We start from the raw sequence: 24,810 nt of genomic DNA, 5'->3' as shown, positions 1-24,810 counted from the left end.
TTTTGAGTATAACTGTAAAAAAATCCAAACATAATAGCGATTTTTATTGAATGAATAGTTTGAATCATTAAAATTTATTGAAAAGTGTTTTTACCTTTAGTAACATGGTAAATAGAAAAACCTAGGGGATGTGACTTTAATGAGTGAAATTGCATTTGATTCTAGCGAAACAAAAAATATTTTAATGTCGGCAAATGCCTTCCACACATTAAAAAACAATTTATTTAACAACATTGGCTCTCATAAAACGAAAGGTTTTTTATTCCGATTTGGTAAAGAGTTTGGGATGGAATCAGCAAAAAATAGAATGCAAAATAAAAACTCGATGAGTCCTGTCGGCAAAAGACATTCGCGCTTAGGTCACGTAAAAGATGTTATTTTCATGGGGGAAATTGTGCGCCATCCGGACGGCACAATTGAATGTATCGATACGTGGGGACAATGGATAGAATCATTCGAAGCAGCATTACACCTTAAAAATTACGGTTTAGCAAATGAATGTGTTTGTCATATGTTATGCGGCTTTGCGAGTGGTGCATTGACATATGAGTTTGGCGAGTCAATTATTGCCGTTGAGTACAAGTGCGTCGCAAAAGGTGATCCATGCTGCGAGTTTAAAGTGCGTTTGGAGCGCGATTGGCTCAAAGAGAAGGAGGATCTTATTCACCTTTATCTAAACGACAACATTTTATCTGAGCTTGAAATGACATATGATGCACTTTTGCATCATAAGCAAATGCTCGAAAAAATTTCGATGTTTCATGGTCAGCTGACACAAAAAGTAACAGATAAGCATTCAATGGATGAAATTGTACAGGCAGCGTATGAGCTGTTGAACATCCCGGTTTTAATTGAGGATATTCACGGCAGTCCGTTAAGTCAAATTGGTTTAACCGAAGAACAGCAGATCGTAATTAAAAAAGATAAGGCGAAATTATCGCATTTTGATGATAAGCACAACGTTTCGCATTATAAAGGCACTAAATATTGGAAGTTGACGGCACCCGTTCTTATTAATAAAAAAAATTATGCCACTTGTTCTTTTTTTTACTTTGATGAAGAGAGTATGGATGAAAACGATCACTTATTTTTAGAGCGTATTTCGACGGTCGTGGCGTTATGTATTTTATACGAGGAGGCGCAGTTTGAAGAGCAACAGCGTATGCGCAGCTCGCTATTAGAGCGCTTAATTCATAATCGAAATATTAAAGATATCGAATCTTACTATAAGTTTTTACCGTTTATGTTTCGGCCGCCGTTTTCGACAGGTATTATTAGTGTGAAAAAGAAAAAGAAAAATAACGAAATTATTGACATTCATGATCAGCTCACACAGCTGTCAAAGTTGGCAAAAGAGTCGGATTTACCTTGTATTTTTGCAGTACTCGGGGAAGAAATTGCTCTCCTTAACTCACTAAATAGCGATAAACAAGGCTGGCAAAAGAAAATCACGAAAATTTTTCAAAAAATGGAGAAGCAAAACAGCAATTTTAAATATTCAATCGGCCTTAGCGGAACGTTTAGCAACTTTAAAGATTTCGAACGTTCCCTGCAAGAGGCGCGTGTCGCACAGCGCTTCCCAAATCAAAAGTTGCTGACAGATTACGAAGATTTAGGAATGCTTGGCGATATCGTAAGAAACATGAGTATCGAACAGCTCCATGAAATGGCGAAAAAGACGTTAAAAGACTTATACAATTTCGACGATCCTCGTAAAAAGGAGCTATTGTACACGCTTTACGTCTATTTATTAAATAGCCAGCGCTTAAAAGAAACGATGGATGAGTTGACGTTATCAATCGGCGGTATCCAATATCGTATAAAGCAAATTGAAGAGCTGCTGCAAATTTCACTAAAAAACGCCTCAACGGCAGCGTATACTTTATTAGTGATTCAAGCGCTAATATTGTCAGATAGTTTATGCTTTGAGGAATTTGCACGATAAAATAACGAGGTTTAAAGTGGGTATATTAGCTGCAAATAGTGAATTCCCCTATTAACAACAAAGACTGTAGACAAACTTATTTTTTAAATTCGTCTACAGTCTTTTTGATGGGAAAAATCATGTTGGGGTTTATTGTTCTACAGAAACATCTAGGCTCATTTTCTTTTCTTCCGTAGTACGAAGTGCCTCTTCATTTTCAGTTGTTGTAATTTTTAATTTACGTGTAGCTAATAACACGATTGCGGATACAACATATAAACTAACGATCACTAATACCCCTGAGTTGAAGCCAGAGCGAACGTCATCGCCTGCAAGAGTAATTAAGTAACCGGTAATCCATGGTCCAATTATACCAGCCATACTTGCAATAGATAATGAAATACCGGTTACACTGCCTACTAAGTTTTTCGGAATGATTAACGTTTTAATGGCAGCATTTAACGGTAATAAGCTTGTGTTCATTACTAAGCCCACCCCTAAGAAGATACATGCTAAGACTGGTGAAGATACGATTGTTGTCATTGAGTAAGAGGCCGCACCAACAAGTAATACTGTAACCAATACACGATCATAAGATTTGATAAGGCTTTTATTTTTCTTGAATAAGACGTCTGTAAATTTACCTGCACAAATTGCGAAAACTGTACCTGTAATTCCCATTCCAGCGAAGATTATGCTCATGCTTTGCTGCTCAAGACCAACGATTTGTGTTAAGTAGGTTGGTGCCCATGTAAGAACCCAAGTTGTAATCCACATTGACACGAAACCTACAACTAAAATTGACAATACATACGGGTTGATTAACACTTTTAAAATATACTTGAATGGTACTTCCTTGTTAGAAGCTAAGGATTTTACGTCTTCGACCAGCGGCTGCTTTGGCTCGTCTCTCATAAAGAAGAAGAACAGTGCCCATACAAAGCTTGCTACCCCTAACAATGCGAAAGTATGCTGCCAGCCAAAGTTTGTAATCCCCGCAACTAAGAGTGGGGCAGCTAAATACGTACCAACTGTTGTACCAGAAGTCATAATAGCTGTAGCGACACCACGTTGTGCACTAGTGAACCAGCGTGCAAGGTGTACCAGGCAAAAACCGAGCGTAGAACCTTCGAAGAAACCTAAGACAACACGCAGTAGAATTAAGTGTGTTAACGTTTCTACAAAATAAGCGCTTGCTAATGAAATTGTCCATCCAGAAGCAATCATCATTAATAAATATTTTGAGTTGAAGCGATACGTTAATGTACCTAAAACAATACTACCGACAGCGTATGCAGCGAAGAAGCTGCTTCCTACTAAACCAAATTGATCGTAAGATAGATTTAGTTCAGTCATGATTGGTTCTGCGGCTAATCCTAAAACTGATTTATCCGTATAGTTTAAAACTGATAGCAAGAATAGAAATCCTAATACAACCCAACGCATATGCATGTAAATCCCCCTTGTATTACTGTATTTTCCCATCCACATCATTTCGCAACCAAGTTGTTAGATTTTTCTGAAATTATTTAAGGTAATTGTTAGCGGTTTCAATAAAATGTTAGGATAATTTCACACCTCCATTTGTTTTGCTAGAAATGCATTCATTTCAGCATTTTTTTTACTTTCTTTAAAACAATAATGGTGTTTAATGGGAAAATTCAGTATACGAATCTTCCATGAAATGAATTCTATTTGAAAAAAAAGAGATTTACAAGAAAAAAAAATTGATACTAATTTGGGTTTGAAAGAGAACAAGAAAGAAACGATTAAATTTCTAATTCCAAAAAGTTGAAATTTTTACATTAAGATATATTGACAAATCTGACTTTTTTAAAAAATCTTTCACAAAAAATTCAAATCTGTTTTCGCATAAATTTTATTGTTTTTTTCTCAATTTTCAATAAAAATAGCAATGACAATTTTAAATAGACTCCGTTATGATTAAATCATTCGATTAAGAATGGAGGAATTTGGGATGGATGATCGATTATTTAGAGATGCAATGGGAAAGTTCGCCACAGGCGTAACAGTTCTTTTAACTGAGAACGAGGGAGAAACACATGGAATGACTGCAAACGGTTTCATGTCCGTATCATTGGAGCCGAAGCTTGTCTTAATCTCAATTGGACATAAAGCAAAATTTTTAGAGAAAGTTTCACAGTCTAAAAAATATACTGTAAATATTTTAGCGGAAGACCAAGAGCATTATTCACGTCATTTTGCTGGGAAGCCTGGTGAAGCAGTAGAATTTGAAACGTTAGCTGAGCTGCCGGTACTAAAAGGGGCTATCGCTCAAATCGCTTGTGAAGTTGTATCACAACATGTAGAAGGTGACCATACATTATTCATTGGTAAAGTAGTCGATTTACGTCTTGAGGATAAAAATCCGTTATTATTCTTCAGTGGTAAATATCGTGAATTGATTGAGGTAGAAACAGTTAAGTCATAAAAGGAGAATTTTCTATGAATATTCAAATAATGGCTGAGGCATTGCTTGAAGCAGAACGTACGAAACAGCCAATCGCTCCCTTAACTGAAACCTATGAAAATATTACAGTTGCTGATGCTTATGCAGTGCAATTAGCGCAAATTCGGCAAAAGATTGACAAAGGGGCGACAGTAAAAGGATTAAAAATTGGTTTAACAAGTAGAGCGATGCAGGAAATGTTGAATGTATATACACCAGACTACGGCTTTATTTTAGATACGATGGTATATGACGAAGCAGATGGTTTAGTTGCTGAGTCCTTTATTCAACCAAAGGTAGAGTTTGAAATCGCATTTGTTTTCAATAAAGAGTTAAAAGGGCCAAAAGTGACACCGCAAGATGTAATCGATGCCACGGCTTATGTTATACCAGCAGTAGAAGTAATCGATAGCCGTATCGCAAATTGGAAAATAAAATTCGAGGATACAGTTGCGGACAATGGTTCTTCAGCAGGTGCAATTTTAGGCGAAAAGCATACGCTGCTTAAAGATATTGAAGACATTACTAATATCCCAATGGTTGTGAAGAAAAATGGTGAATTTTTAGACAAGGCAACGAGCTCTGCCGTGTTAGGTAACCCACTCAATGCAGTTGTTTGGCTAGCAAATGAAGTGAGTACATTTGGCATTTCTATCGAGCCAGGCATGTTTGTTTTATCAGGAGCTCTATCAAAAGCTGTTTCCTTTGAAACAGGCGATGAATTTGAAGTTGACTTCGGTATACTCGGGAGAGTAAGCATTAACATTTCGAAGGCAGTAGTGAAAAAATAAAAATTTTATGGTGTAACACAATTAAAAGAAAAAGGAGAGAATCGCAATGAGGGTAATCTATGTGAATGCTAATAACTTACAAGAGATTAAACAATCAGCTCCCCATGCAGCGATGGCACTTGGTTATTTTGATGGTGTGCATTTAGGGCACCAAAAAGTAATTCAAACAGCTAAAGAAAAAGCAAAAGCACAAAATTTATCATTAGCTGTCCTCTCTTTTTTCCCGCATCCAAAAAGTGTGTTATTTTCGGACAAAGAAGTCTCATATCTAGAGCCGCTAGAACAAAAGGTTGAAAAGTTGGAAAGGCTTGAAGTAGACATTTTTTATATCGTAGAGTTTACAAAGGAATTAGCTAAAGTAGAAGCGAACGATTTTTTAGATGATTATATTATAGGTATGAATGCCCAGGAAATTATTTGCGGCTTCGACTATACATATGGAGCAAAAGCAAGTGGTACTGTTAAAACACTGGCAGTTTATGCTGCTAAACAGCGAGCAGGCCTAACTGTTGTTGAAGAACTAAAGTGGAATAATAAAAAAATTAGTTCGACTTTAATTAGAAACTACTTAACAGAACGAAAGCTTAGTGAATTACCAAGTCTATTAGGTGATTTTTATAAAACTAAGTATTGTCAAAAGAACGGTTTACTGCCGAATTATTCGTTACCGAATGTTGGCAGCTATAAAGTATTAATTGAAGATCGGCATTCTTTTATTGAGTGTGTGGCGACTGTGAAGTGTAATAGATATATTCAGATTCATAATGAAATGTCCACACTGCCGAATTTATTAACGATACTATGGGTTGACCAACTCGAAACAATACCAAGCTGATTATACTTGGTAAAAGTAAATTGAAATACACAGATAAACTTTTCCATTTAAAAAACTAATCGAAAGGCTTCGATTAGCTTTTTAATTTGATTTAGATTTTATTGGTTCGCTTTCTTCACCCATTCAGCAACGGTAACCGTACGCTTTGCTTGATGTTTAACAGCTGCTTGAACATCTTCAATCATTTTTCCATCTTGACCAACTGTTACACTTGTTCCATATGGGTTACCGCCAGCTCCAAATGTAACGGGATCTGTATAACCAGGAGCAGCAACAATGGCACCCCAATGATACATCGATGTATAAAGAGATAAAATAGTTGCCTCTTGACCGCCGTGAGGGTTTTGTGCAGAAGTCATGGCACTTACCACTTTATTCGTTAGTTTTCCATTAAACCAGAGACCCCCAGTTGTATCTAGGAATTGCTTCATTTGAGCCGGCATGTTACCGAAGCGAGTAGGCACACTGAAAATAATCGCATCTGCCCATTCTAAGTCATCTAATGTAACCTCTGGTACATCTTTTGTTTTTTCAACTGTAGCTTTCCATACAGGATTTCCTTCGATAGCAGATTGCGGAGCATGTTCAGGCACTTTTAATACTTTTACTTCGGCACCAATTTCTTTTGCACCCTCTTCTGCCCATCTTGCTAATTGATAATTTGTTCCACCCATACTGTAATAAATCACGGCTAATTTTACATTTGTCATTTTTTCTTCCTCCTTTTCAGTTTTATTACCAAATAATCGAGATAAGAAACCCATTTTGTAACACCACCTATTGTTTTCTTTTTTTAAAATTTCCATTCACTATTAAGCTGCTCTTTTTATCTCATTCGATTCCTTTTTAAAAAACAATTGACCAACTGATAATAGCTTGCTCCCATTGATTGCAAGGTAAACTGCTATTGCTAAAAATGCTAAGTCTAATTCATAACCGGCCATTTGACCATTTCCTAAAAATCCAACTGCTAGTTTTACTTTTACTGTTGCCCCAATCATTAATAGGGCAAATAAAGCTCCTACAAGTCTTGTTGCCAATCCAACGATTAATAGAATGCCCCCAACTATTTCGAGTAATGCAACACTGTATGCAGTTACTCCTGGTAAGCCAAGACTTTCAAACCAGCCAGCCGTGTTTTCTATTCCGCCTTGAAACTTTACAACTCCATGAATAAAAAAGATTGCTCCTAATGTAATGCGTAATAAAAGTGCTCCAATTTCATGTTTTAACATCTAGTATTTCCCCCGTTAGTTTTTTTATTTAGTTATAAAATGCTTTTGATACCAAGCTGCAGCAGCCTCTACTTCTTCTCTCGTTAGTTGATGCCCTCTATTTTCCCAATGAAGTTCTACCTTCGCATTTGCCTTTTCTAATAAAGACTGAAGCTCTGTAGATTCCATCGGAGAACAAATCGGATCATTCGTCCCGGCTGCAATAAAAACTGCTTTCCCTGTTAAATCAGGCAGGTCAATTCCTTTTCGCGGCACCATTGGATGATGAAGAATCGCGCCCTTTAGTGCATGTTGATAGTGAAATAATAAACTTCCAGCAATATTGGCTCCATTTGAATAACCCACTGCAAGAATATTATCGCGGTCAAACTCATACTTTTGGGCAGCTTCATCTAGAAACTCGTTCAATTCCTTTGTTCGAAAAATTAAATCTTCCTCATCAAAGATACCTTCTGCTAATCTGCGGAAAAACCGAGGCATGCCGTTTTCTAATACGTTTCCACGAACACTTAATACATTTGCCTCATCATCAATCATTCCTGCAAGTGGCAGCAGGTCTAATTCATTTCCTCCTGTACCATGCAGCAGTAACAACGTTGGCTTTGACGGATTTTTTCCCTTATTGAATATATGTTTCATTATTTATCTCCTTCCAGAACTCGAACCTCTACCGGCGGTAAAGTCTCTTCTAATTCTTCTCGTTTAGATTCTAGCCAAGATGGCAGCATAAGTTTTTCTCCAAGTTCAGTGACAGGTTCATCTACAGAAAAACCTGGCGGGTCGGTAGCAATTTCGAAAAGAATGCCACCTTCTTCATGAAAATACACTGCTTTAAAATAGTTTCGTTCCCGAATTTCTGTTGGATAGTAGCCTTTGTCTTGGAGAAGTGATCTCCATCTGAGTAAATCCTCTTCATCCTTCGCTCTCCAGGCTATATGGTGAACAGTGCCAGCCCCCATTAGGCCCCGCACAGTTGGATTCAGCTGAATATCGACAGTGTTTCCGATATGTCCCTCTGCCTTAAATCTTAGAAAATCACCTTCTTGACCAATACATTCTAAGCCCATTACATTTTCTAGGACTTCTGTTGTTTTATGCGGCTGAGCAGAGTAAAGAATCGCACCACCAAAACCTATAATTGCGTTTTCTGCTTGGACACCGCCAAAACTCCAAGAGTTGATCGGTCCTTCCTCTCTTTCCACAAGTTCCAGCAGCAAGCCATCTGGATCCTGAAAGGAAAGATACTTTTCTCCAAAGCGATTAGAGACATGCGTTTCAATATTGAATTTTTTCAATCGATTCTCCCAAAACGGAAAACTGCCTTTTGGGATGAGATAACTTGTTACTCCGACCTGCCCTTGTCCAATTCGCCCTTTTATCTGCTTCTCCCAAGGAAAGAAGGTAATAACCGTTCCCGGCTCACCCATTTCATTTCCAAAATAGAGATGATACACTTCAGGACGATCGAAGTTGATTGTTTTCTTAATAAGCCTTAACCCAAGTACACCAGCATAAAAGTCAATATTTCTTTGAGCGTCATTGACCATCGCTGTGATATGATGGATGCCAGATGTCTTCTGCATTGTATTCCCTCCGTTTCACCTCAGGCTTTTTTACTATTTTATTTAGGTCTTTTAATAGAAAACAGCTCGCCGATTTTTGCATAGTTGGTTCCAGCCAGCCGGCTAACAGCCGCTAAGCCCCTAGGGTCAATTCTTCCCTTTTCATAAATGTCATTTTCAATATGAAACTGAACAATTCTTCCTATTATAAGGTCACACCCAGGTGAATCCAAACCGCCTAATTCAAGGGAATGCTCTAATGAACATTCCATACGAATTTTGGCCTCCTTTACGCCGGGTACAGAAATTTTCACACTTTCTATAGGTGTTAGTTGAGCTAATTCTATTTCACTCTCATCAGCAGGAAGACTTGCTGCTGTTTGGTTGATCTTTTCAACATTTTGTTCATCAACGATGTGAATCACAAATTCTTTGGACTCCAGAATATTTCTCGCTGTATCTTTTGGCTGCCCCTCTGTACGCTGAATTGATAGCGAAACCATCGGGGGATTTGATGAAACAATATTAAAATAACTAAAAGGTGCACCATTTAAAATTCCATCTTTTGAAAGCGTGGTAACAAAAGCGATCGGTCTTGGAATAATACTGCCAGTTAAAAATTTATAATTTTCTCTTTCGGACAATGAGGCTGGATCAATTGAAAGCAAGAAATCATACCCTTTCCTAATAAAATTAGTCTAGTTCTCTTACTTGAAATGATAGCAACCCACGTTCAATTTGTCCTCTATGTGGCTCATACTGTTCAGGCAGCATTAATTTCTCGCCCATTGTTTCTTGTGATTCATCATGCGCAAAGCCTGGAGGATCGGTTGCAATTTCAAATAAGATTTCCCCATGTTCTCTAAAATAAATGGCATTAAAATAATTTCGGTCCTGTACTGGAGTGACGCCGTAACCATTCGCTGCAACATATTTTTGCCAATCCAATTGATCCTGGTCATCAATAGCCCGCCAAGCAATATGATGTACAGTTCCCACACCCATTTGCCCGCGTCCATTAACAGTTAATTTTAGATCAATGACATTTCCGATATCAGCTGAAGAACGATAACGTGCAAATTCTCCTTCTTTTCCCACGAGTTCAAGGCCCATAACATTTTCTAACAAGTCAGCCGTTTTATTAGGCTGAGTGGATAATAAAGTGGCTCCGCCAAACCCTTTGATGGCAACTTCTGGAGTTACTCCGCCAAAATTCCACTCATTCACTGGCCCTTCTTCTCTCTCCACAATTTCAAGATGAAGACCATGTGGATCATCAAATTGCAAATATTGTTCGCCGAATCGTGCTGTCTTCGTAAAAGGGACTTTGAACTTTTCTAATCTATTTTCCCAAAATTCTAGTGCACCTTCGGGAACAACATAGGAGGTTACTCCTACCTGACCACCGCCGATTTTTCCTTGACGAGCTCCAGCCCAGGGGAAGAAGGTGATGATGGTTCCAGGTTTTCCTCCTTCATCACCAAAATAGAGGTGATACGTGCCAGGATCATCAAAGTTTACCGTTTGTTTTACTAAACGCAGCCCTAGAACACCTGCGTAAAAATCAACATTCTCCTGTGGATGACCTACAATTGCAGTAATATGATGTATTCCCATAGTTTTCTTACTCATTTTGAAGACACTCCTTTTATAGTATGATGTCTATTTTTTAATTAATTTATTGATAAACATTTTAAATTGAGATTCTTTAATTCGAGATAATTTAGAAGAATAATGCATCCAAAGCATATTTACCAGGTCCAATCAATGCTACCCCAATGACAACGGCAATGATTGTCAAATTATATTCATAGCCATTTTGTGTGGACCAATAACCATTTTGAGCGTGAACCTTAACAATTGCCATTACCATTGTACCTGCAATCATGATCGCTGCAAGCGGGGTAAGGAATCCTAAAGTAAACAATAATCCTCCTATTAATTCTGCCAGACCAGCCATGAGAGCCATTGTCACACCTGGTTTTAATCCGAGTGATTCCATCCATCCTCCTGTACCCTTTAAACCATAACCGCCAAACCAGCCAAATAATTTCTGTGCTCCGTGAGCCATGAACGACAGCCCAATCACTAACCTAATCATTAATAATCCAATACCTATCATTAAATTAGACCTCCTATTTTCTTTTTATCTTGATTCCGAGATATTTACCAAAAAAAAATACGATTAAATTTTGTTATTTACTTTTTTTAAAGCGTTGACCAATAACTCGGATTCATCATCTGTTAAATTTCCAAAAAAAGAATCAACCAATTCTTGATACTTCGGCATGATGTTTTCCATCATGTTCATGCCATCAGCCGTTAAAGTAATATGAATAACCCGCCTGTCTTCTCTACAGTCATTTCGTTTTATTATCCCTTTTTGTTCAAGTTTATCTATTACATATGTCATAGAACCGCTAGAGATCAAGATTCTATTTCCAATCTGCTGAATGGTTTGTTTTCCTTGGTAAAAAAGTGCTTCTAAGACTGAAAACTCTGTAATGCTTAGATTAAATTTGGACATTTCATCTCTTAGCCGTTCCTGTATGGCTTTTGAGGTTTGCATGAGCAGTAAAAAAGGCTGATTTGTACATTTTCTTTCCATATTTACACCTCCTGATTAAATATCCTTAATTAATATATCTCGAATTAAAGATATTGTCAATACATACTTACAAATTGCTGTTATCTAATTTTCTCTATTGAGCTTCTTCAAAATTATAGACATCATCCAGTTGGAATACACGCATTTTACGCGGCAAAAAGCTCCGGATCTCTTCTTCATTAAAGCCTACTTGTAATCTTTTTTCATCAAGGATTAAAGGTTTTCTTAATAGCCCTGGATTCTCTTTGATAAGTGTATACAATTCTCCAAGTGAAATCGTATCGATATTTACATTTAACTTTTGGAATGTTTTTGACTTTGTCGAGATAATTTCATCGGTGCCATCTTCTGTAAAACGAAGGATATCCTTTATCTCATCAACTGAAAGCTTTTCAGAAAGAATGTTTCTTTCTTTGTAAGGAATTTGATGTTCGTCAAACCATGCCTTTGCTCTTCGGCATGAAGTACAACTAGGTGATAGATATAAAGTTACCATTATGAACACTCTCCTATTATGTTTTTTCGTCAGTTCGACTTCTATCCATTAGCTTTCCCATTTATCTTAAATCAGCGTATCTCGAATTGTTTTATCTCGAATTAGAGATATTTTTATTATATATCACCTTATACATTTGTCAACGGCAAATAATAAAATAATAATAAAAACCCCTTTATGTAATTTTTCATAAAGGGGAGCAGGTTTATTGCACATTAAATTCCTCTAGCAGCATTTTCTCCGTTTGAGGCATCGTTAGACCTAAGTGCCAGCACCCCATTCCACCTAGTCCATATTGTCCAACTAACCGGAACTTAGTAAGCAGGCTTCGTGGGTCTTCAAACCACACCTCGTGTAATACTCCCTTACTGTCTACATAACGAAACCATGGTGCTGCCGCCCTTTCATCATAATGAACAGCACTTTGATAGCCTGTTAATAAATCTAAAGCATGCTGAGTAGAATAAGCTTTTCCAGACTGTTTCTTCTCTTTTATTGTCCAATCATAAGCATATTGAGGTATTCCAAGCATTAACTTCTTTCTATCTACAACGGATACAGCATAATCAAGTGTTGCTTTTACTTCATCAATGGGAGCGATTGGGCCTGATGGTCCACCCGGCCAATGCCAATCATACGTCATTAAAAATAATCGATCCAGATACTTCCCAAGCGTTTGATAATCATAACCTGCAGAATAGGATGGCTCCTGGTCTCCTTTTTTAGGCGGGACAGCCATCATGACCTCCATTCCTGCTGGATGGAGTTTATCTGCTAATTCTTTAATAAATTGGTTAAGGAGGTTTCGATCTTTAGGTCTAACTTGTTCAAAGTCGATAACAACACCTTTATAGTGATGGCTATCCAATAGGGAATAGATATTGTTAATAAATTTTTGTCTCAGCCAATCCGTACTAAATAATTTATGGATTAGCTCAGGGTCGAATCCCTTTTCACTTAAATTGGATAAAGTCGCATATGGAGCCAGATTCTTTTTCCATGCAATTTTATGTGCTTCATTCTCTTGCACTTCAATCAGATTACCTTGTACATCAGGTTTATACTCAAACACAAAAATACTAGAAAGGGTACTTTTATAATTATTAATCATCCAAGTATTCGCACTCTTATCTTTTGGAACAAAGTAGGTTCCAGTCCAAACATCCACTTTGGGTGGACGGGGGATAGTCAGTTTTTGTCCAGGAACAATGACTCGACTTGTCAAACCATTTTGATTCATTAACGTTTGTTCACTAATCGCATGGCGTTTTGCTATCTCCCAAAAACTGTCTCCTGGCTGTACGATGTAAGTAGATCCCGGTATTAGAATTGCCTGTCCAGGAACGAGTCCAATATTTTTAGCTACACCATTTACCTTTGCAAGTTCATCTTTATTTATTTTATATTGTTTTGAAATTTTACTTAAACTATCTCCAGGCTTCACTTCATGTAAGACTTGAGCATTGGTCAAACTTGGGGTCAACAGAATGATACAAACTGCAATGAATAACAATTTAAGTTTTTTCACCATAAATTTATCTCCTAATTCCTTAAAATCATTCTCACGCCTGAAACATAATAGGGTTTCTTGTGTTTATTGGATATAGTTTCCCATCTAACGCAAATGAAATTTTCCCTGTTTCTTCAGAAACGACAAGAGCAAGTGCGTCGCTTTTTTCGGATATTCCTAGGGCTGCCCGGTGGCGCGTTCCAACTTTTTTATCTCCAGTTACTGCTGTTGTCAGCGGAAGTACATTTGCTGCAGAGACGACTGTATTTCCTCGTATTAAAACTGCCCCATCATGTAATGGATTTCCAGGATAAAAAATGGATCCCAATAATTTTGGTGTTACCTGTGCTCCTATTGTTGTTCCCCATTGGATAAGAGTGCCAACAGGATCACTACGTTCCACTACAATAAGTGCACCATGTCGGTTCTTCGATAGGATTTGAGCAGCGATAGATAAATCATCATATTTATCAGTAAAGGATGATAAATAGCAATTTAAATAAAAGGAGGCTGCCATCGATTCAATTTTCATTAAATGTTCTTTTACATCCTCTAGACTTCCTAATACACAGTAGTTTTCGTTATCTAAGACATTTAAATTGGATTCGAGTAAATTAATTATATTTTTAATACCATCCTCCAAATTTTGCTTTAATGGTGAAAAATCACAATTACTCTCCATTTAGATATTCCTCCAACCATTAGCTAAAAGCCTTTAATACAACCCTTCCATTTTTACAGTACTTGTTAGAAATAGTATTAGTTTGGCGTTTAAAAATTATTTATGAGCATTCCGACATAATCTCACGCAACTTTATTTGATTTATTTTCTCATGTTTACTATAATGTATTTAGGTTACTTAAAGTATACATGTTACTTTTTATATAATCATATTTTTAAAGCGAGGTAAGAAAAATGAATATGTTAGAATCAAAAGTAATTCAAACAAGATTTGAAAAAGAAATATTTATAGAAGAAAAATCAAACATTGAAATTAACGAGTTTCGTATTGATAAGAACACTTCTTTTTATGAATTTATGATAGGACTTGATCTAATTCGAATTAGGGATAATGAGTATTATGGAAATAAACCAAGTTACGTTACTATAAGAATTTCAGAAGATTTACAATCTCTTTTTGTAATAGAGCCTGATGTCCAAAGTATTTTTGCCATTAAAAATAAACAAGAAAAAGAAGCAGCAATCGAATTAATTCAATATTTATTAGTTGATTCACAAACTTTTAAACAAGTGGTATCAGAAATGATTAATAACCTAAAGAGAAAAAATGTTGTTACTGTATTTGAAGTCAAGGAAGTAAACGCTAAGCTGGCTGTGCTAGAAAGATTATTAAACGTTCGTAATGAAGATATAAAATTCATGATTAGAATGGAAAAAATAGCTTAGTTTTATAAAAAGGAGAAAAACCCGGTTATCGGGCTTTTCTCCTTTTTAATTGGGATAGTTCTTACTGTAATTCGAATTCAAAAAATGGGTATAAAAAACGAATATTAAACACTATTTTTACATAGTATCTGATATTCGAATTGCAATGTATAGTAGTTACCTTTTTTCAACTCTTCCATCCGCATGGCGTGCGAATCTTCCTGACTCACGCTTATTTACAGGATCTGGACGGTCCCACGGCCAGCCTCCAAATTGTGTAGTTTGATAATCCTTGAATGCATTGCGAATTTCCTGCTCAGTATTCATTACAAACGGTCCGTAGCTTACGACAGGTTCTTGTATCGGTTCACCCTCTAGGAGCAGCATATAACTATCAGATGATCCATTAGTAATCGTGATTTCCTGATCACCGGCAAGCTTTACACGGTTGTACGTTTCAATCGCTGTTTCGTCTATATTTAGTTTATCTCCTTGATAATAGTAAATATTTCTCGTCATTGTCTCTGAAACTGATGGTAGGGTGAAGACTGCATCCGGCTCCATATGAATAACGTAAATCCCCACATGATGATTTTTATCGTTTGCCCAAGAAGCAGAGTTTGGTTCTAAACTAGACTTGCCCTCCATACTTCCGGCAATCAATCTTATGGTCGTTTTCTGTCCATTAGCAGCCGCTGATTGTACTTCCGGTACATCTTCAGCCCATAACATTTTATATTCAGGATCAGCGAATTTATCTTTTGCAGGTAGATTCAGCCATATCTGAAAGAATTCAAGCGGGTTGCCTTTGTCCTGATGGACGAGCGGAAACATTTCAGTATGCTGTGCACCTTTACCTGCTGTCATCCACTGAACATCTCCGTTCCCAAATCGTCCTACGGACCCATATGAATCAAAATGATCAATAAGACCTTCAAGAACGACGGTTACCGTTTCAAAACCTCTGTGGGGATGTACAGGAAATCCCGGAACCGTTTTGCCATGATACATTCTAAAACCATCACGCAGCGTAAAATCTTCGCCAAGATTTCTGCCTTCCAATGAAACGTTAGGACCCTGCTGATCATTTCCTGAAGGATATGCATCTTTATGATGTACTGTCATAAGAAACGGATCTTCGGCCTCCCATGGAAATCCTAATTTTTGTATTTTCATGATTTTACTATTCATTTCTATTTCTCTCCTTTAAAAGCCACCCTGTTGTGTTTGAATAAGTTTACTATTTTTCCTTGGGCTTTGTTATAACTGAATCTTGATTTCACTGTGCTTGAAAATAAACGGTAAAATTCCGGCTAAATTGGGAAATACCCATATTTCCTTAAAGATAAGGGGATTTTTTCCGTTTATATTATCCAAGTCTTTAGATTTTGTCTTATTTAGAGCAGTTAATCGGAATGTCTCCGCTTATTTCTGCTTCTTAAGCTTCCTCTATATAAATAGCAGGAATTTCTCCGCCTATGCAATCTCATACCTACACGAAAATCAACAATTGATAATAACACAGCCTTTCCTTTTACCCTTTGATGAGTTCCTTCGTACTTCTCACTGTATCAATTGGACGAACTAATTTTTCAATTTCTTCACGTTTAGGCTCTAAGAACGGAGGTAACGATAATTTTTCACCTAGTGTTTCGATATCATCTCCATCAGCGGTAAAACCTGGTCCATCGGTTGCAATTTCAAATAGAATCCCGTTTGATTCACGGAAATATAGGCTCTTAAAGTAGATGCGATCCACTATGCCAGATGAATGAAAGCCACGTGCTCGTACTTTCTCGTCCCAAAATTCAAGCTCCTCATCGTCTTTTACACCAATCGCTAAATGATGAATACTACCACGACCTGGTTTTTCACAAAGGCCGTCTAAATATTTCACGACGATTTCTCCAAAAACCTCTCATTTAATGGATTGAAAAATCGCTTCGTCATCTGTACGGCTTGTCTCGGTATAGCCAAACATGTCTGTAAGTGTGCTTGCTAGTTTATCAAGTCTTCGTACCGTCATTTTCACCGAGTCCATTCCTTGAATTTGATGCTGGGTGGGAACATCGGATTTTTCCCAAGTTTCCCAGTGTTCTACTTTCGCACCGTTTGAGACAAGAAGTACCATACGTTGGCCTTCAGAATCTTCAAAGTGTAAAGCTGGGTGATTGGCATACGTTATAATGTCACTATTGGTTACACCGTGTTCCTCAAAACGTGCTTTCCAATAAGTTAAACTCGCTTCTGATGGTACGAGTAAACCAATTTTTGTGATAGCATTTGTACCACGGTGTGTATGACCAACTAGTGGTATTTCAAAAAACGATAATTCAGTACCTGGGCTACCTGTTTTATCTCCGTAAAATAAATGATACATCGATGGATCATCTTGGTTCACGGTTACCTTCACACGACGTAACCCAAGCACATGCCGGTAAAAGTGATTATTTTGACTTGCATTTTTTGTAATCATTGAAATATGATGATGTCCTGGAATTTTATACATAGATGATCCCTCCACTCAGTTAACTAGTCAAGTGATAAGCAAAAAATTAATAGACGCGCATTTACCACTAGTAATAGAACCCTATTTTTCTAATTTATTCTCAGCATGTTTTTGTAGCTTAGTCATCAGATTGAATAGTGTTTTTGCTCATCCTCTGTTAAACACTCATTGAGAATGGACGTTTGGAAAGTAAGTTGATGTTCAAAAACTTCATGCATTTTATCTTCCCCTTTCTTCGTCAAGGTTATCCATTTGGTTTTCCAGTCCTGCTTACGTTGTATATCCCTCTTGCTCAAGTCGAGTGAGCATACGTGAAATTCCACCCTCCGACACCGTTACTTTAGTGGCAAGTTGACTTTGTGTGATCGGCTGATAAGTCGAAACCTGGTTTAATACATCAAACTGTGCAGCTGTAATCCCAAACTGTTTTAAGAAATCATTCGATAATAAATTACTTTGATGTGTAAATCGAGCAATACGCAACCAAATTAGTGAACCAAGTGTATTTTTTTCTCAGCTCACTTCCTTTCGTTACTTTCACTTTACACCTCAAGTTAATAAAAGGCGATAAAAATATCTCGAATTAAAGATATTTTTATTCCGTCTATAAATTTCATGCTGAACTTTTCTTCTCCTATAATACGAGAGAATAAACTTGCAGTTAGGATTTCCAGGAGATTAATTGGTATATAGGATAAACAGTAGTACATACCTTTTAATGAAAAGAAAAACATGAACAGGGAGTGACTATTGTGGTAATACGATATGCGAATAACTGGATTCCAACCAAAACTCTCAGTGAAATGTCAGTCTCAGAATATGATGTTCTAATTGTAGGTTCTGGTCCTGGAGGGGGAGCTGCTTTACAAAGACTTTGTCAGCTGTGGAAAAACCAAGGAGCAAAAAAGATTGGAATATTGGAAAAGGGAGATAAGTTATTTCATTCCCATGGACAAAATATCCCTACACAAAATGTAAACACGTCACGTGATCAACTTATTGCATACAATTCCACACCTCTAGGTAAGCGCCTGCCTCAATTTTCTGGCGCTACGATGATATATGCTTTAGGAGGAAGGTCGTTGCTTTGGAATTGCGCAACTCCAAGACCGATTGATGAAGAACTGAGAGAATGGCCAATTAATCGCCATGAACTAGATGTTTATTATAGGATGGCAGAAAGATTACTAAATGTAACAACTGATTGGGCGAAAGGTTCATCTTTACAAGAACGAATGTTAAGGCGGCTCCATGCTGCTGGAATTTTGGAAGCAAAAGATATGCCGCTTGCTCTTGATTTAGCACCTTCCAGGCAGGGAGAAGTTCATTCCAATGCTTGGTATAGTTCGATTAATGCGATGGCTGCCGCCTTGTTTGATCGCCCTTATGATCTTGCTGTAGACGCTTATGTTTATCGAGTCAGAACTCAGGGGGCAAAAGTGTCTGGTGTCGATGTTTATGACGCTAATAAAAAATCCCATACGATTCGGGCAAAAAATGTAGTGGTTTCTGCAAGTACTCTAGAAACTCCGCGTTTATTGCTTAACTCTAACATAAAAGGGGATGCAATCGGTCGTTATTTAACAGGTCATGTATCGATGATTGGAATAGGAACAGTAAGTCGAAGAGAGTTTTCTGATAGACTCGGTAATTTATCGATATTGAAATTTGAGACTGAAGAGGATCCTTATCAAATTCAGATTCTTGGTCCTGACCAATATTGGTCCTACCAGCAATTCGAAGATAAAGAGTTGAAAGACCAGTTGATGATTGTTTATGCAACCTTTGGAAGAGTAGAACCTAGACGTGAAAACCGTGTATATATTGAACAAAGTCAAAAAGATGAATATGGTGTACCAATGCAGCAAGTGCAATATTCATTAAGTAATAAAGATCGTCAAACAGCTGAACAAGTGGAACAAGGAATTAGACGATCGGCAGCAGCTATGGGAGTGACTCTTGATGAGTCTTCATTAGTGCTCCGACCTCCGGGTGCTGATATGCATGAGGCCTCCACATGTCGAATGGGGAATGATCCTGCAACATCGGCAACAAACCGTCATGGCCAAATACATGGAGTTCAGGGTCTGTATGTTGCAGATAACAGTGTTCTTCCAACCCTTACAGCAGCTGGTCCCACACTTTCTGGCTCTGCTTTAGCCATTAGACTTGCAGATCATATATTTCGTCAGTCTAGTTGAGTGTTGAACTAATAAATGTTATAAAATTCTTAGTTTTATAAAATGAAGAATTGAGATTATGTTAATAGATTTATAAATGTATTTATCATTATCTTAGCATTCAATCCTCTCATATATAAAGCAAAAAGAAGAATTCCCGTCTTCCTTTTGTTTCCTCTTTAGAAATTTTTTTTGTCTTAAAACGATAACCAATATTTTTTTGAATTTCCTATAACATCAAGTTTTGTTAACTAAAAAATCAGACGTTTTTTAAACATCTGATTCTAAAAAGTTCTGCAATAAACATCAGTTGAAATCAATTAATCGGTCTTCCACAATCGGGCGCTTTCCTCGAGAGGTATTCTAAAAAGTTGGGGGTCTCCCCATTTTTATCTTAATAAATCTAAATATAAAACAAATAAATTGGAGTAACTTTAATATTACCCTTCGAATATTTAAGTATCTCAATTATTTTTCTATACTAAATCTTCACCGAATATTCACCAAATCAAACATGTGTTTATATATATATTCTTTATTTTCTTGAAATGTATATAATCCCAAATAAGTTGAAAGATAACAATAGTCTTATGTCATTTAATGGAGAGGATAACAGTTGGATATAAGAATGAATACTAATGAATTAGGAGAATTGTGTTTACTTGCTGGAAAAATTATGTTAGAAAGCGGAGCAGAGACATACCGAGTTCAAGATACAATGATGAGAATTGCTAGTTCTTTTGGGAAAAACAACCCAAACAGTTATGTGACACCGACTGGAATTATATTTTCATTAAGTGGAACTGAACAAACCAAATTAGTACAAATTTCAAATCGGTCTACGGATTTATACAAAGTCATTATCGTAAATAGTATATCCAGGAAAATTAGCAGCGGGGAAATCTCAGCAGAGCAGGCCTACTCTACTTTAAGAAAAATCGAGAAAGGAAACCTAAAATATCCTTTATATGTAAAGATTATTTCAGCTTCCATCGTGAGCGGCTTCTCCCTCGTCATGTTTAATGGGGAATGGAATGACTTTTTTCCCGCATTCCTCGCCGGTGGTGCAGGTTTTTCTTGTGTGAGTTATATTGATCGTTTAGTAGATATTAAATTTTTTACAGAATTTTTAGCAGCGCTAATTGTGGGTCTAATGTCTTATTTCTTCAAATATATTGGTTTGGGACAGGACCTATCTAATATTATAGTCGCAAGTATTATGCCGCTAGTACCTGGCCTTCTGATTACGAACGCTGTAAGAGATTTAATGGCAGGGCATCTTGTTTCTGGATTATCAAAAGGTGCAGAGGCAGCCTTAACTGCATTTGCCATTGGGGCTGGTGCAGCGATTGTTTTTTCACTCTTTAAATAGATCGAGGAATAGATGGACATGATTATACAACTATTGAGTACTTTTATTGTTTCAGGGGCCTTTGCTGTAATATTTAATATACCAGAAAAGAATATCTTGCAATGTTGCATTGTTGGTATGGTAGGCAGACTTTTACACAGTACGTTGATGAACCATGATTATAATACAGTGCAAGCTACCTTAATCGCCTCCTTTTCCATTGGCGTAATTAGCCAAATATTTGCGAAGATCTACAAGACTCCTGTTATTGTATTTAGTATTTCAGGTATCCTTCCTTTAGTACCTGGTGGCTTAGCCTATGATGCAACAAGAAACTTTGTTGAAGATCATTATAACTTAGGAATTCAGATTGGCGTAAAAGCCATTATGACAGCAGGTGCCATTGCTGTTGGCCTGGTGCTGTCAGAAGCGGTCATGCGGATTTTAACAATAAGAAAGAAAATTCATTTAAATGGTTTTCACAAGTAAGTTATTGAAAAAAGGAAAAAAGAGCCTACTAATTGATGTGACCCCCAAAAGTTAGAGTTTTATATTAAGCAGCTATTGGCAGGTATGGTTACGGTATTGAACCGGACTCATACCTGCCAATTTTTGCTTTATACGCTTGTTATTATAATAATTGATATACTTCAATTCTCTTTTTTAATTCCTCAAAAGAGCACAGTGGTTCACCATAGTACATTTCTTGTTTCAATAAACCGAAAAAACTCTCCATGGGCGAATTGTCTAAACAGTTTCCTTTTCGCGACATACTCTGGAACACCTTGTTTTTTTAAAGAGTTTTTACCTACCTAAGGATTCTCTTTTAGAAAAGTTTTACGGTTTCACCCTTTCCCTAGCTTTAATACTACAATCTAGGCAAGCTGACACAAAGTCGAACACATAATAGTTAATATATGTCCGACTTATTTTGTGCCTCATCTTTTCGTGGTTTAGTCATCCACTGGGAACCATCTGATACATTTAAAAGCATGCTAAACACATTATTAGAGATTATTCATAAATAGCTGTTTGGTTGAATATTTTACCTTTTATTCCTTGATGAGTTCCTTCGTACTTCTCACTGTATCAATTGGACGAACTAATTTTTCAATTTCTTCACGTTTAGGCTCTAAGAAAGGAGGTAACGATAATTTTTCACCAAGTGTTTCGTAAGGTTCATCTCCCATAAAACCAGGACCATCGGTAGCAAACTCAAATAAAATTTGCGGAGCCACTCTTGCGTACAATGACTCAAAAAAGTGACGATTTACATAACCGGATGTTTGGAATCCAAAACCACTTAGTCGTTCAATCCATTCTTCTAAAACAGCGCGATCCTCTACACGGAATGCCGTATGGTGAACCGTACCAAAACCTTGTCGGGCTTGAGGAAGAACCGCATTATATTCTACAATAACTGAGGCACCATTTCCGCCTTCGCCCACCTCAAATAAATGGAATGAACCGTCTTGTGCAGTCTCTTTAAATAATAGAACTTTTTCCAGCATTTCTTTAAAGTAATCAAAGTTCGCAATACGAACAAATACCGGACCTAAACCAGTAATGGCATATTCTAGTGGAATGGGACCTTTTTGCCACGGTGTACCAGATTCCACGCCTTTATTGAATTCATCTGAAGTCAATTGATATTGCTGATCATCAAAATCAACGAAAGAGAGTGTTTTCTTGCCAAATTGCTCTTTGATTCCAGTATGTTTGACTTCTAGACGATCAAAACGTTTTAGCCAATAGTCTAATGCAGCATCACTCGGTACACGGAAAGAGGTTTTTGAAATCTCGTTTGTACCATGTACACCTTTCGGAATACCTGGGAAATCAAAAAATGTCATGTCTGTGCCTGCGCTGCCTTTGTCATCGGCAAAGAATAAATGATAGGTTTGAATATCATCTTGGTTGACTGTTTTTTTAACTAAACGCATACCTAAAACATAAGTAAAAAATTCATAGTTCTTTTCTGCACTGCTTGTAATCGCAGTTACGTGGTGTACTCCTTTTAGATGGTTCATTATAATTTCCTCCTAAAAAATTCAAATTTTTATGGTAAGCTGGTTTGTTCATTAAAACTTCTCAATAGGTGTTAGATTTTTTTCAATTTCATCTCTGCGGTCTTCTAAAAATGGCGGTAAATCTAATTTTTCTCCAAGGGTTTCAATATCTCCATCAATCGTGAACCCTGGCCCATCGGTTGCAATTTCAAATAGAATTCCATTTGATTCACGGAAATACAGGCTCTTGAAGTAGAAGCGATCCACAATGCCAGATGAATGGAAGCCGCGTGCTCGTACTTTCTTATCCCAAAATTCGAGTTCTTCATCGTCTTTTACACGAATCGCTAAATGATGAATACTGCCGCGACCTGGTTTTTCAGAAGGGCCTTCTAAATATTTCACAACGATTTCTCCAAAAACCTCTCCTTTTATGGATTGAAAAATCGCTTCGTCATCTGTTCGGCTTATCTCTGTATAACCAAACATGTCTGTAAGTGTCCTTGCTAGTTTATCAATTCTTCGTACCGTTATTTCCACAGAGCCCATTCCTTGAATCTGGTGCTCCTTGGGAACATCGGATTTTTCCCACGTTTCCCAGTGTTGTACTCTCGCACCGTTTGAGACAAGAAGTACCATACGTAAACCTTCAGAGTCTTCAAAGTGTAAAGCTGGATGATTGGCATACGTTGTAATGTCACTATTGGTCACACCGTGTTCCTCAAAACGTGCTTTCCAATAGGCTAAACTTGCTTCTGATGGTACAAGTAAACCAATTTTTGTGATGGCATTTGTACCACGATGTGTATGACCGACTAGTGGAATTTCAAAAAATGATAATTCAGTACCCGGGCTGCCTGTTTTATCTCCAAAAAATAAGTGATACATGGATGGATCATCTTGGTTCACCGTCACTTTCACACGACGCAGCCCAAGCACATGACGGTAAAAGTGATTATTTTTACTTGCATTTTTTGTAATCATTGAAATGTGATGATGTCCTGGAATTTTATACATAAAATTATTCATCCCCTTCAGTTAACTAGTCAAGTGACTGTGAAAAAATAATAATTCCCAATTAAAAGGATCCTTATCTTTCTAATTTAATCTCAGTGTGCTTTTGGAGCTTTGTCATCAGTTTGTATAGTGTTTTTTGCTCTTCCTCTGCTAAGCACTCACTGAGAATGGACGTTTGGAAAGTAAGTTGATGTTTAAAAACTTCATGCATTTTACCTTCCCCTTTCGAAGTAAGTGTTATCCATTTGGTTTTCCAGTCCTGCTTACGCTGTATATATCCCTCTTGCTCAAGTCTAGTGAGCATACGTGAAATTCCGCCCTCCGACACCGTTACTTTCGCGGCAAGTTGACTTTGTGTGATCGGCTGATAAGTCGAAACTTGGTTTAATACATCAAACTGTGCAGCTGTGATCCCAAACTGTTTCAAGAAATCATTTGATAATAAATTACTTTGATGTGTAAAACGTGCAATACGCAGCCAAATTAGTGAACCAAGTGTATTATTTCTCAATATGACTCATTTCCTTTCGTTACTATCACTTTACACCTCAAGTGAATAGAATGCAAGAAAAAAATCTCGAATTCAAGATATTTATTCAATTATGGCTTAATTGCTTCTTATGAAAAAACCATTGATTTGATAATAATGATAAAAACCCTATTTATATAAAACCCCACTTACTTGTGATACGGTTCACCGTAATGCATCAATATGAGGTTCTCCTTGGAATTTTGAGAAAAAACTCACTCTCTTTTAAATAGGATGTCTTTGTCCTTTATCGAGTAACCAGCAAAGATAAAATAACCGGAGATTTTCCGGTTAAATGCAGAATGGTGCTCGTTTCGGGGTAAATAAGCGGATATTTTCCGACTATGCAAAGAAAAATCCCCCATTTTCAAGTTTTCTGGTCTTCTGTCAAGAAAGT

At 37.1% G+C, this 24,810-nt stretch carries 25 protein-coding genes and 3 pseudogenes; 8 read left to right on the top strand and 20 right to left on the bottom strand.

Features of this window, described 5'->3' with window-relative positions; translation table 11 throughout:
* Nucleotides 1-139: 139 nt before the first annotated feature.
* Nucleotides 140-1,945: a V4R domain-containing protein gene (locus V7108_RS17945; protein WP_335509008.1), complete on the top strand. Its 1,806-nt coding sequence runs from the start codon at nucleotides 140-142 to the stop codon at nucleotides 1,943-1,945.
* A gap of 129 nt (nucleotides 1,946-2,074) precedes the next feature.
* Here the strand turns inward: V7108_RS17945 and V7108_RS17940 are convergent, their stop codons facing one another.
* A complete protein-coding gene (locus V7108_RS17940; protein WP_335509010.1) occupies nucleotides 2,075-3,376 on the bottom strand; it encodes an MFS transporter in 1,302 nt (433 codons plus the stop codon).
* A 526-nt stretch (nucleotides 3,377-3,902) separates the two neighbouring features.
* Between V7108_RS17940 and V7108_RS17935 the strand changes: the two genes are divergently transcribed.
* From V7108_RS17935 to V7108_RS17925, 3 genes are read left to right on the top strand one after another with little or no spacing between them, the layout of a single operon-like run.
* Nucleotides 3,903-4,376: a flavin reductase family protein gene (locus tag V7108_RS17935; protein ID WP_335509012.1), complete on the top strand. Its 474-nt coding sequence runs from the start codon at nucleotides 3,903-3,905 to the stop codon at nucleotides 4,374-4,376.
* Nucleotides 4,377-4,390: 14 nt separating this feature from the next.
* The gene (locus V7108_RS17930; protein WP_335509014.1) at nucleotides 4,391-5,185 is read left to right on the top strand and encodes a 2-keto-4-pentenoate hydratase; all 795 of its coding nucleotides are present in this window, start codon (nucleotides 4,391-4,393) and stop codon (nucleotides 5,183-5,185) included.
* A gap of 46 nt (nucleotides 5,186-5,231) precedes the next feature.
* The gene (locus V7108_RS17925) at nucleotides 5,232-6,020 is read left to right on the top strand and encodes an FAD synthetase family protein (protein WP_335509017.1); all 789 of its coding nucleotides are present in this window, start codon (nucleotides 5,232-5,234) and stop codon (nucleotides 6,018-6,020) included.
* Between the two features lie 98 nt (nucleotides 6,021-6,118).
* Here the strand turns inward: V7108_RS17925 and wrbA are convergent, their stop codons facing one another.
* The 11 genes from wrbA to cdaS all read right to left on the bottom strand — a co-directional run bounded on the left by wrbA (nucleotide 6,119) and on the right by cdaS (nucleotide 14,113).
* Nucleotides 6,119-6,730, bottom strand: coding sequence for an NAD(P)H:quinone oxidoreductase (gene wrbA, locus V7108_RS17920; RefSeq protein WP_420489004.1), 612 nt, complete (start codon nucleotides 6,728-6,730; stop codon nucleotides 6,119-6,121).
* 102 nt (nucleotides 6,731-6,832) lie between these two features.
* On the bottom strand, nucleotides 6,833-7,255 hold the full coding sequence (locus V7108_RS17915) for a DoxX family protein (protein WP_335509021.1): 423 nt from the start codon (nucleotides 7,253-7,255) through the stop codon (nucleotides 6,833-6,835).
* Between the two features lie 24 nt (nucleotides 7,256-7,279).
* Nucleotides 7,280-7,894 carry an alpha/beta hydrolase gene (locus V7108_RS17910; RefSeq protein WP_335509023.1) on the bottom strand — a complete coding sequence of 205 codons (615 nt, stop codon included), beginning with the start codon at nucleotides 7,892-7,894 and terminating at the stop codon, nucleotides 7,280-7,282.
* Nucleotides 7,894-8,838, bottom strand: a complete 945-nt coding sequence (locus V7108_RS17905; RefSeq protein ID WP_335509025.1) for a ring-cleaving dioxygenase — start codon at nucleotides 8,836-8,838, stop codon at nucleotides 7,894-7,896. Before V7108_RS17905 ends, V7108_RS17910 begins: the two co-directional genes overlap by 1 nt.
* A gap of 38 nt (nucleotides 8,839-8,876) precedes the next feature.
* Nucleotides 8,877-9,485, bottom strand: a complete 609-nt coding sequence (locus V7108_RS17900) for a flavin reductase family protein (protein ID WP_335509027.1) — start codon at nucleotides 9,483-9,485, stop codon at nucleotides 8,877-8,879.
* Between the two features lie 25 nt (nucleotides 9,486-9,510).
* A complete protein-coding gene (locus V7108_RS17895) occupies nucleotides 9,511-10,449 on the bottom strand; it encodes a ring-cleaving dioxygenase (RefSeq protein ID WP_335509029.1) in 939 nt (312 codons plus the stop codon).
* Nucleotides 10,450-10,540: 91 nt separating this feature from the next.
* A complete protein-coding gene (locus V7108_RS17890; RefSeq protein ID WP_335568984.1) occupies nucleotides 10,541-10,939 on the bottom strand; it encodes a DoxX family protein in 399 nt (132 codons plus the stop codon).
* 63 nt (nucleotides 10,940-11,002) lie between these two features.
* Complete coding sequence (locus V7108_RS17885) at nucleotides 11,003-11,425, bottom strand: MarR family winged helix-turn-helix transcriptional regulator (RefSeq protein ID WP_335568983.1); 423 nt, start codon at nucleotides 11,423-11,425, stop codon at nucleotides 11,003-11,005.
* A gap of 94 nt (nucleotides 11,426-11,519) precedes the next feature.
* Nucleotides 11,520-11,921: a transcriptional regulator SpxA gene (spxA, locus tag V7108_RS17880; RefSeq protein WP_335509036.1), complete on the bottom strand. Its 402-nt coding sequence runs from the start codon at nucleotides 11,919-11,921 to the stop codon at nucleotides 11,520-11,522.
* Nucleotides 11,922-12,126: 205 nt separating this feature from the next.
* Nucleotides 12,127-13,452 carry a glycosyl hydrolase family 18 protein gene (locus V7108_RS17875; RefSeq protein WP_335509037.1) on the bottom strand — a complete coding sequence of 442 codons (1,326 nt, stop codon included), beginning with the start codon at nucleotides 13,450-13,452 and terminating at the stop codon, nucleotides 12,127-12,129.
* 31 nt (nucleotides 13,453-13,483) lie between these two features.
* Nucleotides 13,484-14,113 carry a sporulation-specific diadenylate cyclase CdaS gene (cdaS, locus tag V7108_RS17870; protein WP_335568982.1) on the bottom strand — a complete coding sequence of 210 codons (630 nt, stop codon included), beginning with the start codon at nucleotides 14,111-14,113 and terminating at the stop codon, nucleotides 13,484-13,486.
* A 234-nt stretch (nucleotides 14,114-14,347) separates the two neighbouring features.
* Between cdaS and V7108_RS17865 the strand changes: the two genes are divergently transcribed.
* Nucleotides 14,348-14,839: a hypothetical protein gene (locus tag V7108_RS17865; RefSeq protein WP_335568981.1), complete on the top strand. Its 492-nt coding sequence runs from the start codon at nucleotides 14,348-14,350 to the stop codon at nucleotides 14,837-14,839.
* 156 nt (nucleotides 14,840-14,995) lie between these two features.
* Here the strand turns inward: V7108_RS17865 and V7108_RS17860 are convergent, their stop codons facing one another.
* The 3 genes and pseudogenes from V7108_RS17860 to V7108_RS17850 form a co-directional block, all read right to left on the bottom strand.
* A complete protein-coding gene (locus V7108_RS17860; protein WP_335568980.1) occupies nucleotides 14,996-16,009 on the bottom strand; it encodes a pirin family protein in 1,014 nt (337 codons plus the stop codon).
* Between the two features lie 343 nt (nucleotides 16,010-16,352).
* Nucleotides 16,353-17,327: pseudogene (locus tag V7108_RS17855) on the bottom strand (ring-cleaving dioxygenase).
* Nucleotides 17,328-17,408: 81 nt separating this feature from the next.
* Nucleotides 17,409-17,816: pseudogene (locus tag V7108_RS17850) on the bottom strand (MarR family winged helix-turn-helix transcriptional regulator).
* Between the two features lie 263 nt (nucleotides 17,817-18,079).
* Here V7108_RS17850 and V7108_RS17845 point away from each other — a divergent pair.
* The 3 genes from V7108_RS17845 (at nucleotide 18,080) to V7108_RS17835 (ending at nucleotide 21,347) form a co-directional block, all read left to right on the top strand.
* Nucleotides 18,080-19,528, top strand: a complete 1,449-nt coding sequence (locus tag V7108_RS17845) for a GMC family oxidoreductase (protein ID WP_335510073.1) — start codon at nucleotides 18,080-18,082, stop codon at nucleotides 19,526-19,528.
* A 607-nt stretch (nucleotides 19,529-20,135) separates the two neighbouring features.
* The gene (locus V7108_RS17840; protein WP_335569122.1) at nucleotides 20,136-20,879 is read left to right on the top strand and encodes a threonine/serine exporter family protein; all 744 of its coding nucleotides are present in this window, start codon (nucleotides 20,136-20,138) and stop codon (nucleotides 20,877-20,879) included.
* Between the two features lie 12 nt (nucleotides 20,880-20,891).
* Entirely contained in the window at nucleotides 20,892-21,347 is a 456-nt protein-coding gene (locus tag V7108_RS17835) for a threonine/serine exporter family protein (RefSeq protein WP_335568979.1), read from the top strand.
* Nucleotides 21,348-21,419: 72 nt separating this feature from the next.
* Here the strand turns inward: V7108_RS17835 and V7108_RS17830 are convergent.
* From V7108_RS17830 to V7108_RS17810, 5 genes and pseudogenes are all read right to left on the bottom strand, one after another.
* Nucleotides 21,420-21,645: pseudogene (locus V7108_RS17830) on the bottom strand (transposase); the annotation flags it as partial.
* Nucleotides 21,646-21,910: 265 nt separating this feature from the next.
* Entirely contained in the window at nucleotides 21,911-22,888 is a 978-nt protein-coding gene (locus V7108_RS17825) for a ring-cleaving dioxygenase (protein ID WP_335568978.1), read from the bottom strand.
* A gap of 51 nt (nucleotides 22,889-22,939) precedes the next feature.
* The gene (locus V7108_RS17820) at nucleotides 22,940-23,884 is read right to left on the bottom strand and encodes a ring-cleaving dioxygenase (protein ID WP_335568977.1); all 945 of its coding nucleotides are present in this window, start codon (nucleotides 23,882-23,884) and stop codon (nucleotides 22,940-22,942) included.
* Nucleotides 23,885-23,957: 73 nt separating this feature from the next.
* On the bottom strand, nucleotides 23,958-24,395 hold the full coding sequence (locus V7108_RS17815; protein WP_335568976.1) for a MarR family winged helix-turn-helix transcriptional regulator: 438 nt from the start codon (nucleotides 24,393-24,395) through the stop codon (nucleotides 23,958-23,960).
* A gap of 233 nt (nucleotides 24,396-24,628) precedes the next feature.
* On the bottom strand, nucleotides 24,629-24,810 hold a 182-nt coding region (locus V7108_RS17810), incomplete at its 5' end, for a hypothetical protein (RefSeq protein ID WP_335568975.1).

This window comes from Neobacillus vireti, from assembly GCF_036962345.1.
In the GTDB taxonomy this organism is placed as follows: Bacteria; Bacillota; Bacilli; order Bacillales; family Cytobacillaceae; genus Neobacillus; species Neobacillus vireti_A.
The sequence above is the reverse complement of the archived record's forward strand: the minus strand, read 5'-3'. Positions and strand labels throughout refer to the sequence as shown.

Excerpts from the sequence above, each read along its gene's own strand:
- V7108_RS17945 (WP_335509008.1), top strand. The coding sequence starts at position 140 with ATGAGTGAAATTGCATTTGATTCTAGCGAAACAAAAAATATTTTAATG.
- V7108_RS17940 (WP_335509010.1), bottom strand. The coding sequence starts at position 3,376 with ATGCATATGCGTTGGGTTGTATTAGGATTTCTATTCTTGCTATCAGTT.
- V7108_RS17935 (WP_335509012.1), top strand. The coding sequence starts at position 3,903 with ATGGATGATCGATTATTTAGAGATGCAATGGGAAAGTTCGCCACAGGC.
- V7108_RS17930 (WP_335509014.1), top strand. The coding sequence starts at position 4,391 with ATGAATATTCAAATAATGGCTGAGGCATTGCTTGAAGCAGAACGTACG.
- V7108_RS17925 (WP_335509017.1), top strand. The coding sequence starts at position 5,232 with ATGAGGGTAATCTATGTGAATGCTAATAACTTACAAGAGATTAAACAA.
- wrbA (WP_420489004.1), bottom strand. The coding sequence starts at position 6,730 with ATGACAAATGTAAAATTAGCCGTGATTTATTACAGTATGGGTGGAACA.
- V7108_RS17915 (WP_335509021.1), bottom strand. The coding sequence starts at position 7,255 with ATGTTAAAACATGAAATTGGAGCACTTTTATTACGCATTACATTAGGA.
- V7108_RS17910 (WP_335509023.1), bottom strand. The coding sequence starts at position 7,894 with ATGAAACATATATTCAATAAGGGAAAAAATCCGTCAAAGCCAACGTTG.
- V7108_RS17905 (WP_335509025.1), bottom strand. The coding sequence starts at position 8,838 with ATGCAGAAGACATCTGGCATCCATCATATCACAGCGATGGTCAATGAC.
- V7108_RS17895 (WP_335509029.1), bottom strand. The coding sequence starts at position 10,449 with ATGAGTAAGAAAACTATGGGAATACATCATATTACTGCAATTGTAGGT.
- V7108_RS17890 (WP_335568984.1), bottom strand. The coding sequence starts at position 10,939 with ATGATAGGTATTGGATTATTAATGATTAGGTTAGTGATTGGGCTGTCG.
- V7108_RS17885 (WP_335568983.1), bottom strand. The coding sequence starts at position 11,425 with ATGGAAAGAAAATGTACAAATCAGCCTTTTTTACTGCTCATGCAAACC.
- spxA (WP_335509036.1), bottom strand. The coding sequence starts at position 11,921 with ATGGTAACTTTATATCTATCACCTAGTTGTACTTCATGCCGAAGAGCA.
- V7108_RS17875 (WP_335509037.1), bottom strand. The coding sequence starts at position 13,452 with ATGGTGAAAAAACTTAAATTGTTATTCATTGCAGTTTGTATCATTCTG.
- cdaS (WP_335568982.1), bottom strand. The coding sequence starts at position 14,113 with ATGGAGAGTAATTGTGATTTTTCACCATTAAAGCAAAATTTGGAGGAT.
- V7108_RS17865 (WP_335568981.1), top strand. The coding sequence starts at position 14,348 with ATGAATATGTTAGAATCAAAAGTAATTCAAACAAGATTTGAAAAAGAA.
- V7108_RS17860 (WP_335568980.1), bottom strand. The coding sequence starts at position 16,009 with ATGAATAGTAAAATCATGAAAATACAAAAATTAGGATTTCCATGGGAG.
- V7108_RS17840 (WP_335569122.1), top strand. The coding sequence starts at position 20,136 with ATGAATACTAATGAATTAGGAGAATTGTGTTTACTTGCTGGAAAAATT.
- V7108_RS17835 (WP_335568979.1), top strand. The coding sequence starts at position 20,892 with ATGGACATGATTATACAACTATTGAGTACTTTTATTGTTTCAGGGGCC.
- V7108_RS17825 (WP_335568978.1), bottom strand. The coding sequence starts at position 22,888 with ATGAACCATCTAAAAGGAGTACACCACGTAACTGCGATTACAAGCAGT.
- V7108_RS17820 (WP_335568977.1), bottom strand. The coding sequence starts at position 23,884 with ATGTATAAAATTCCAGGACATCATCACATTTCAATGATTACAAAAAAT.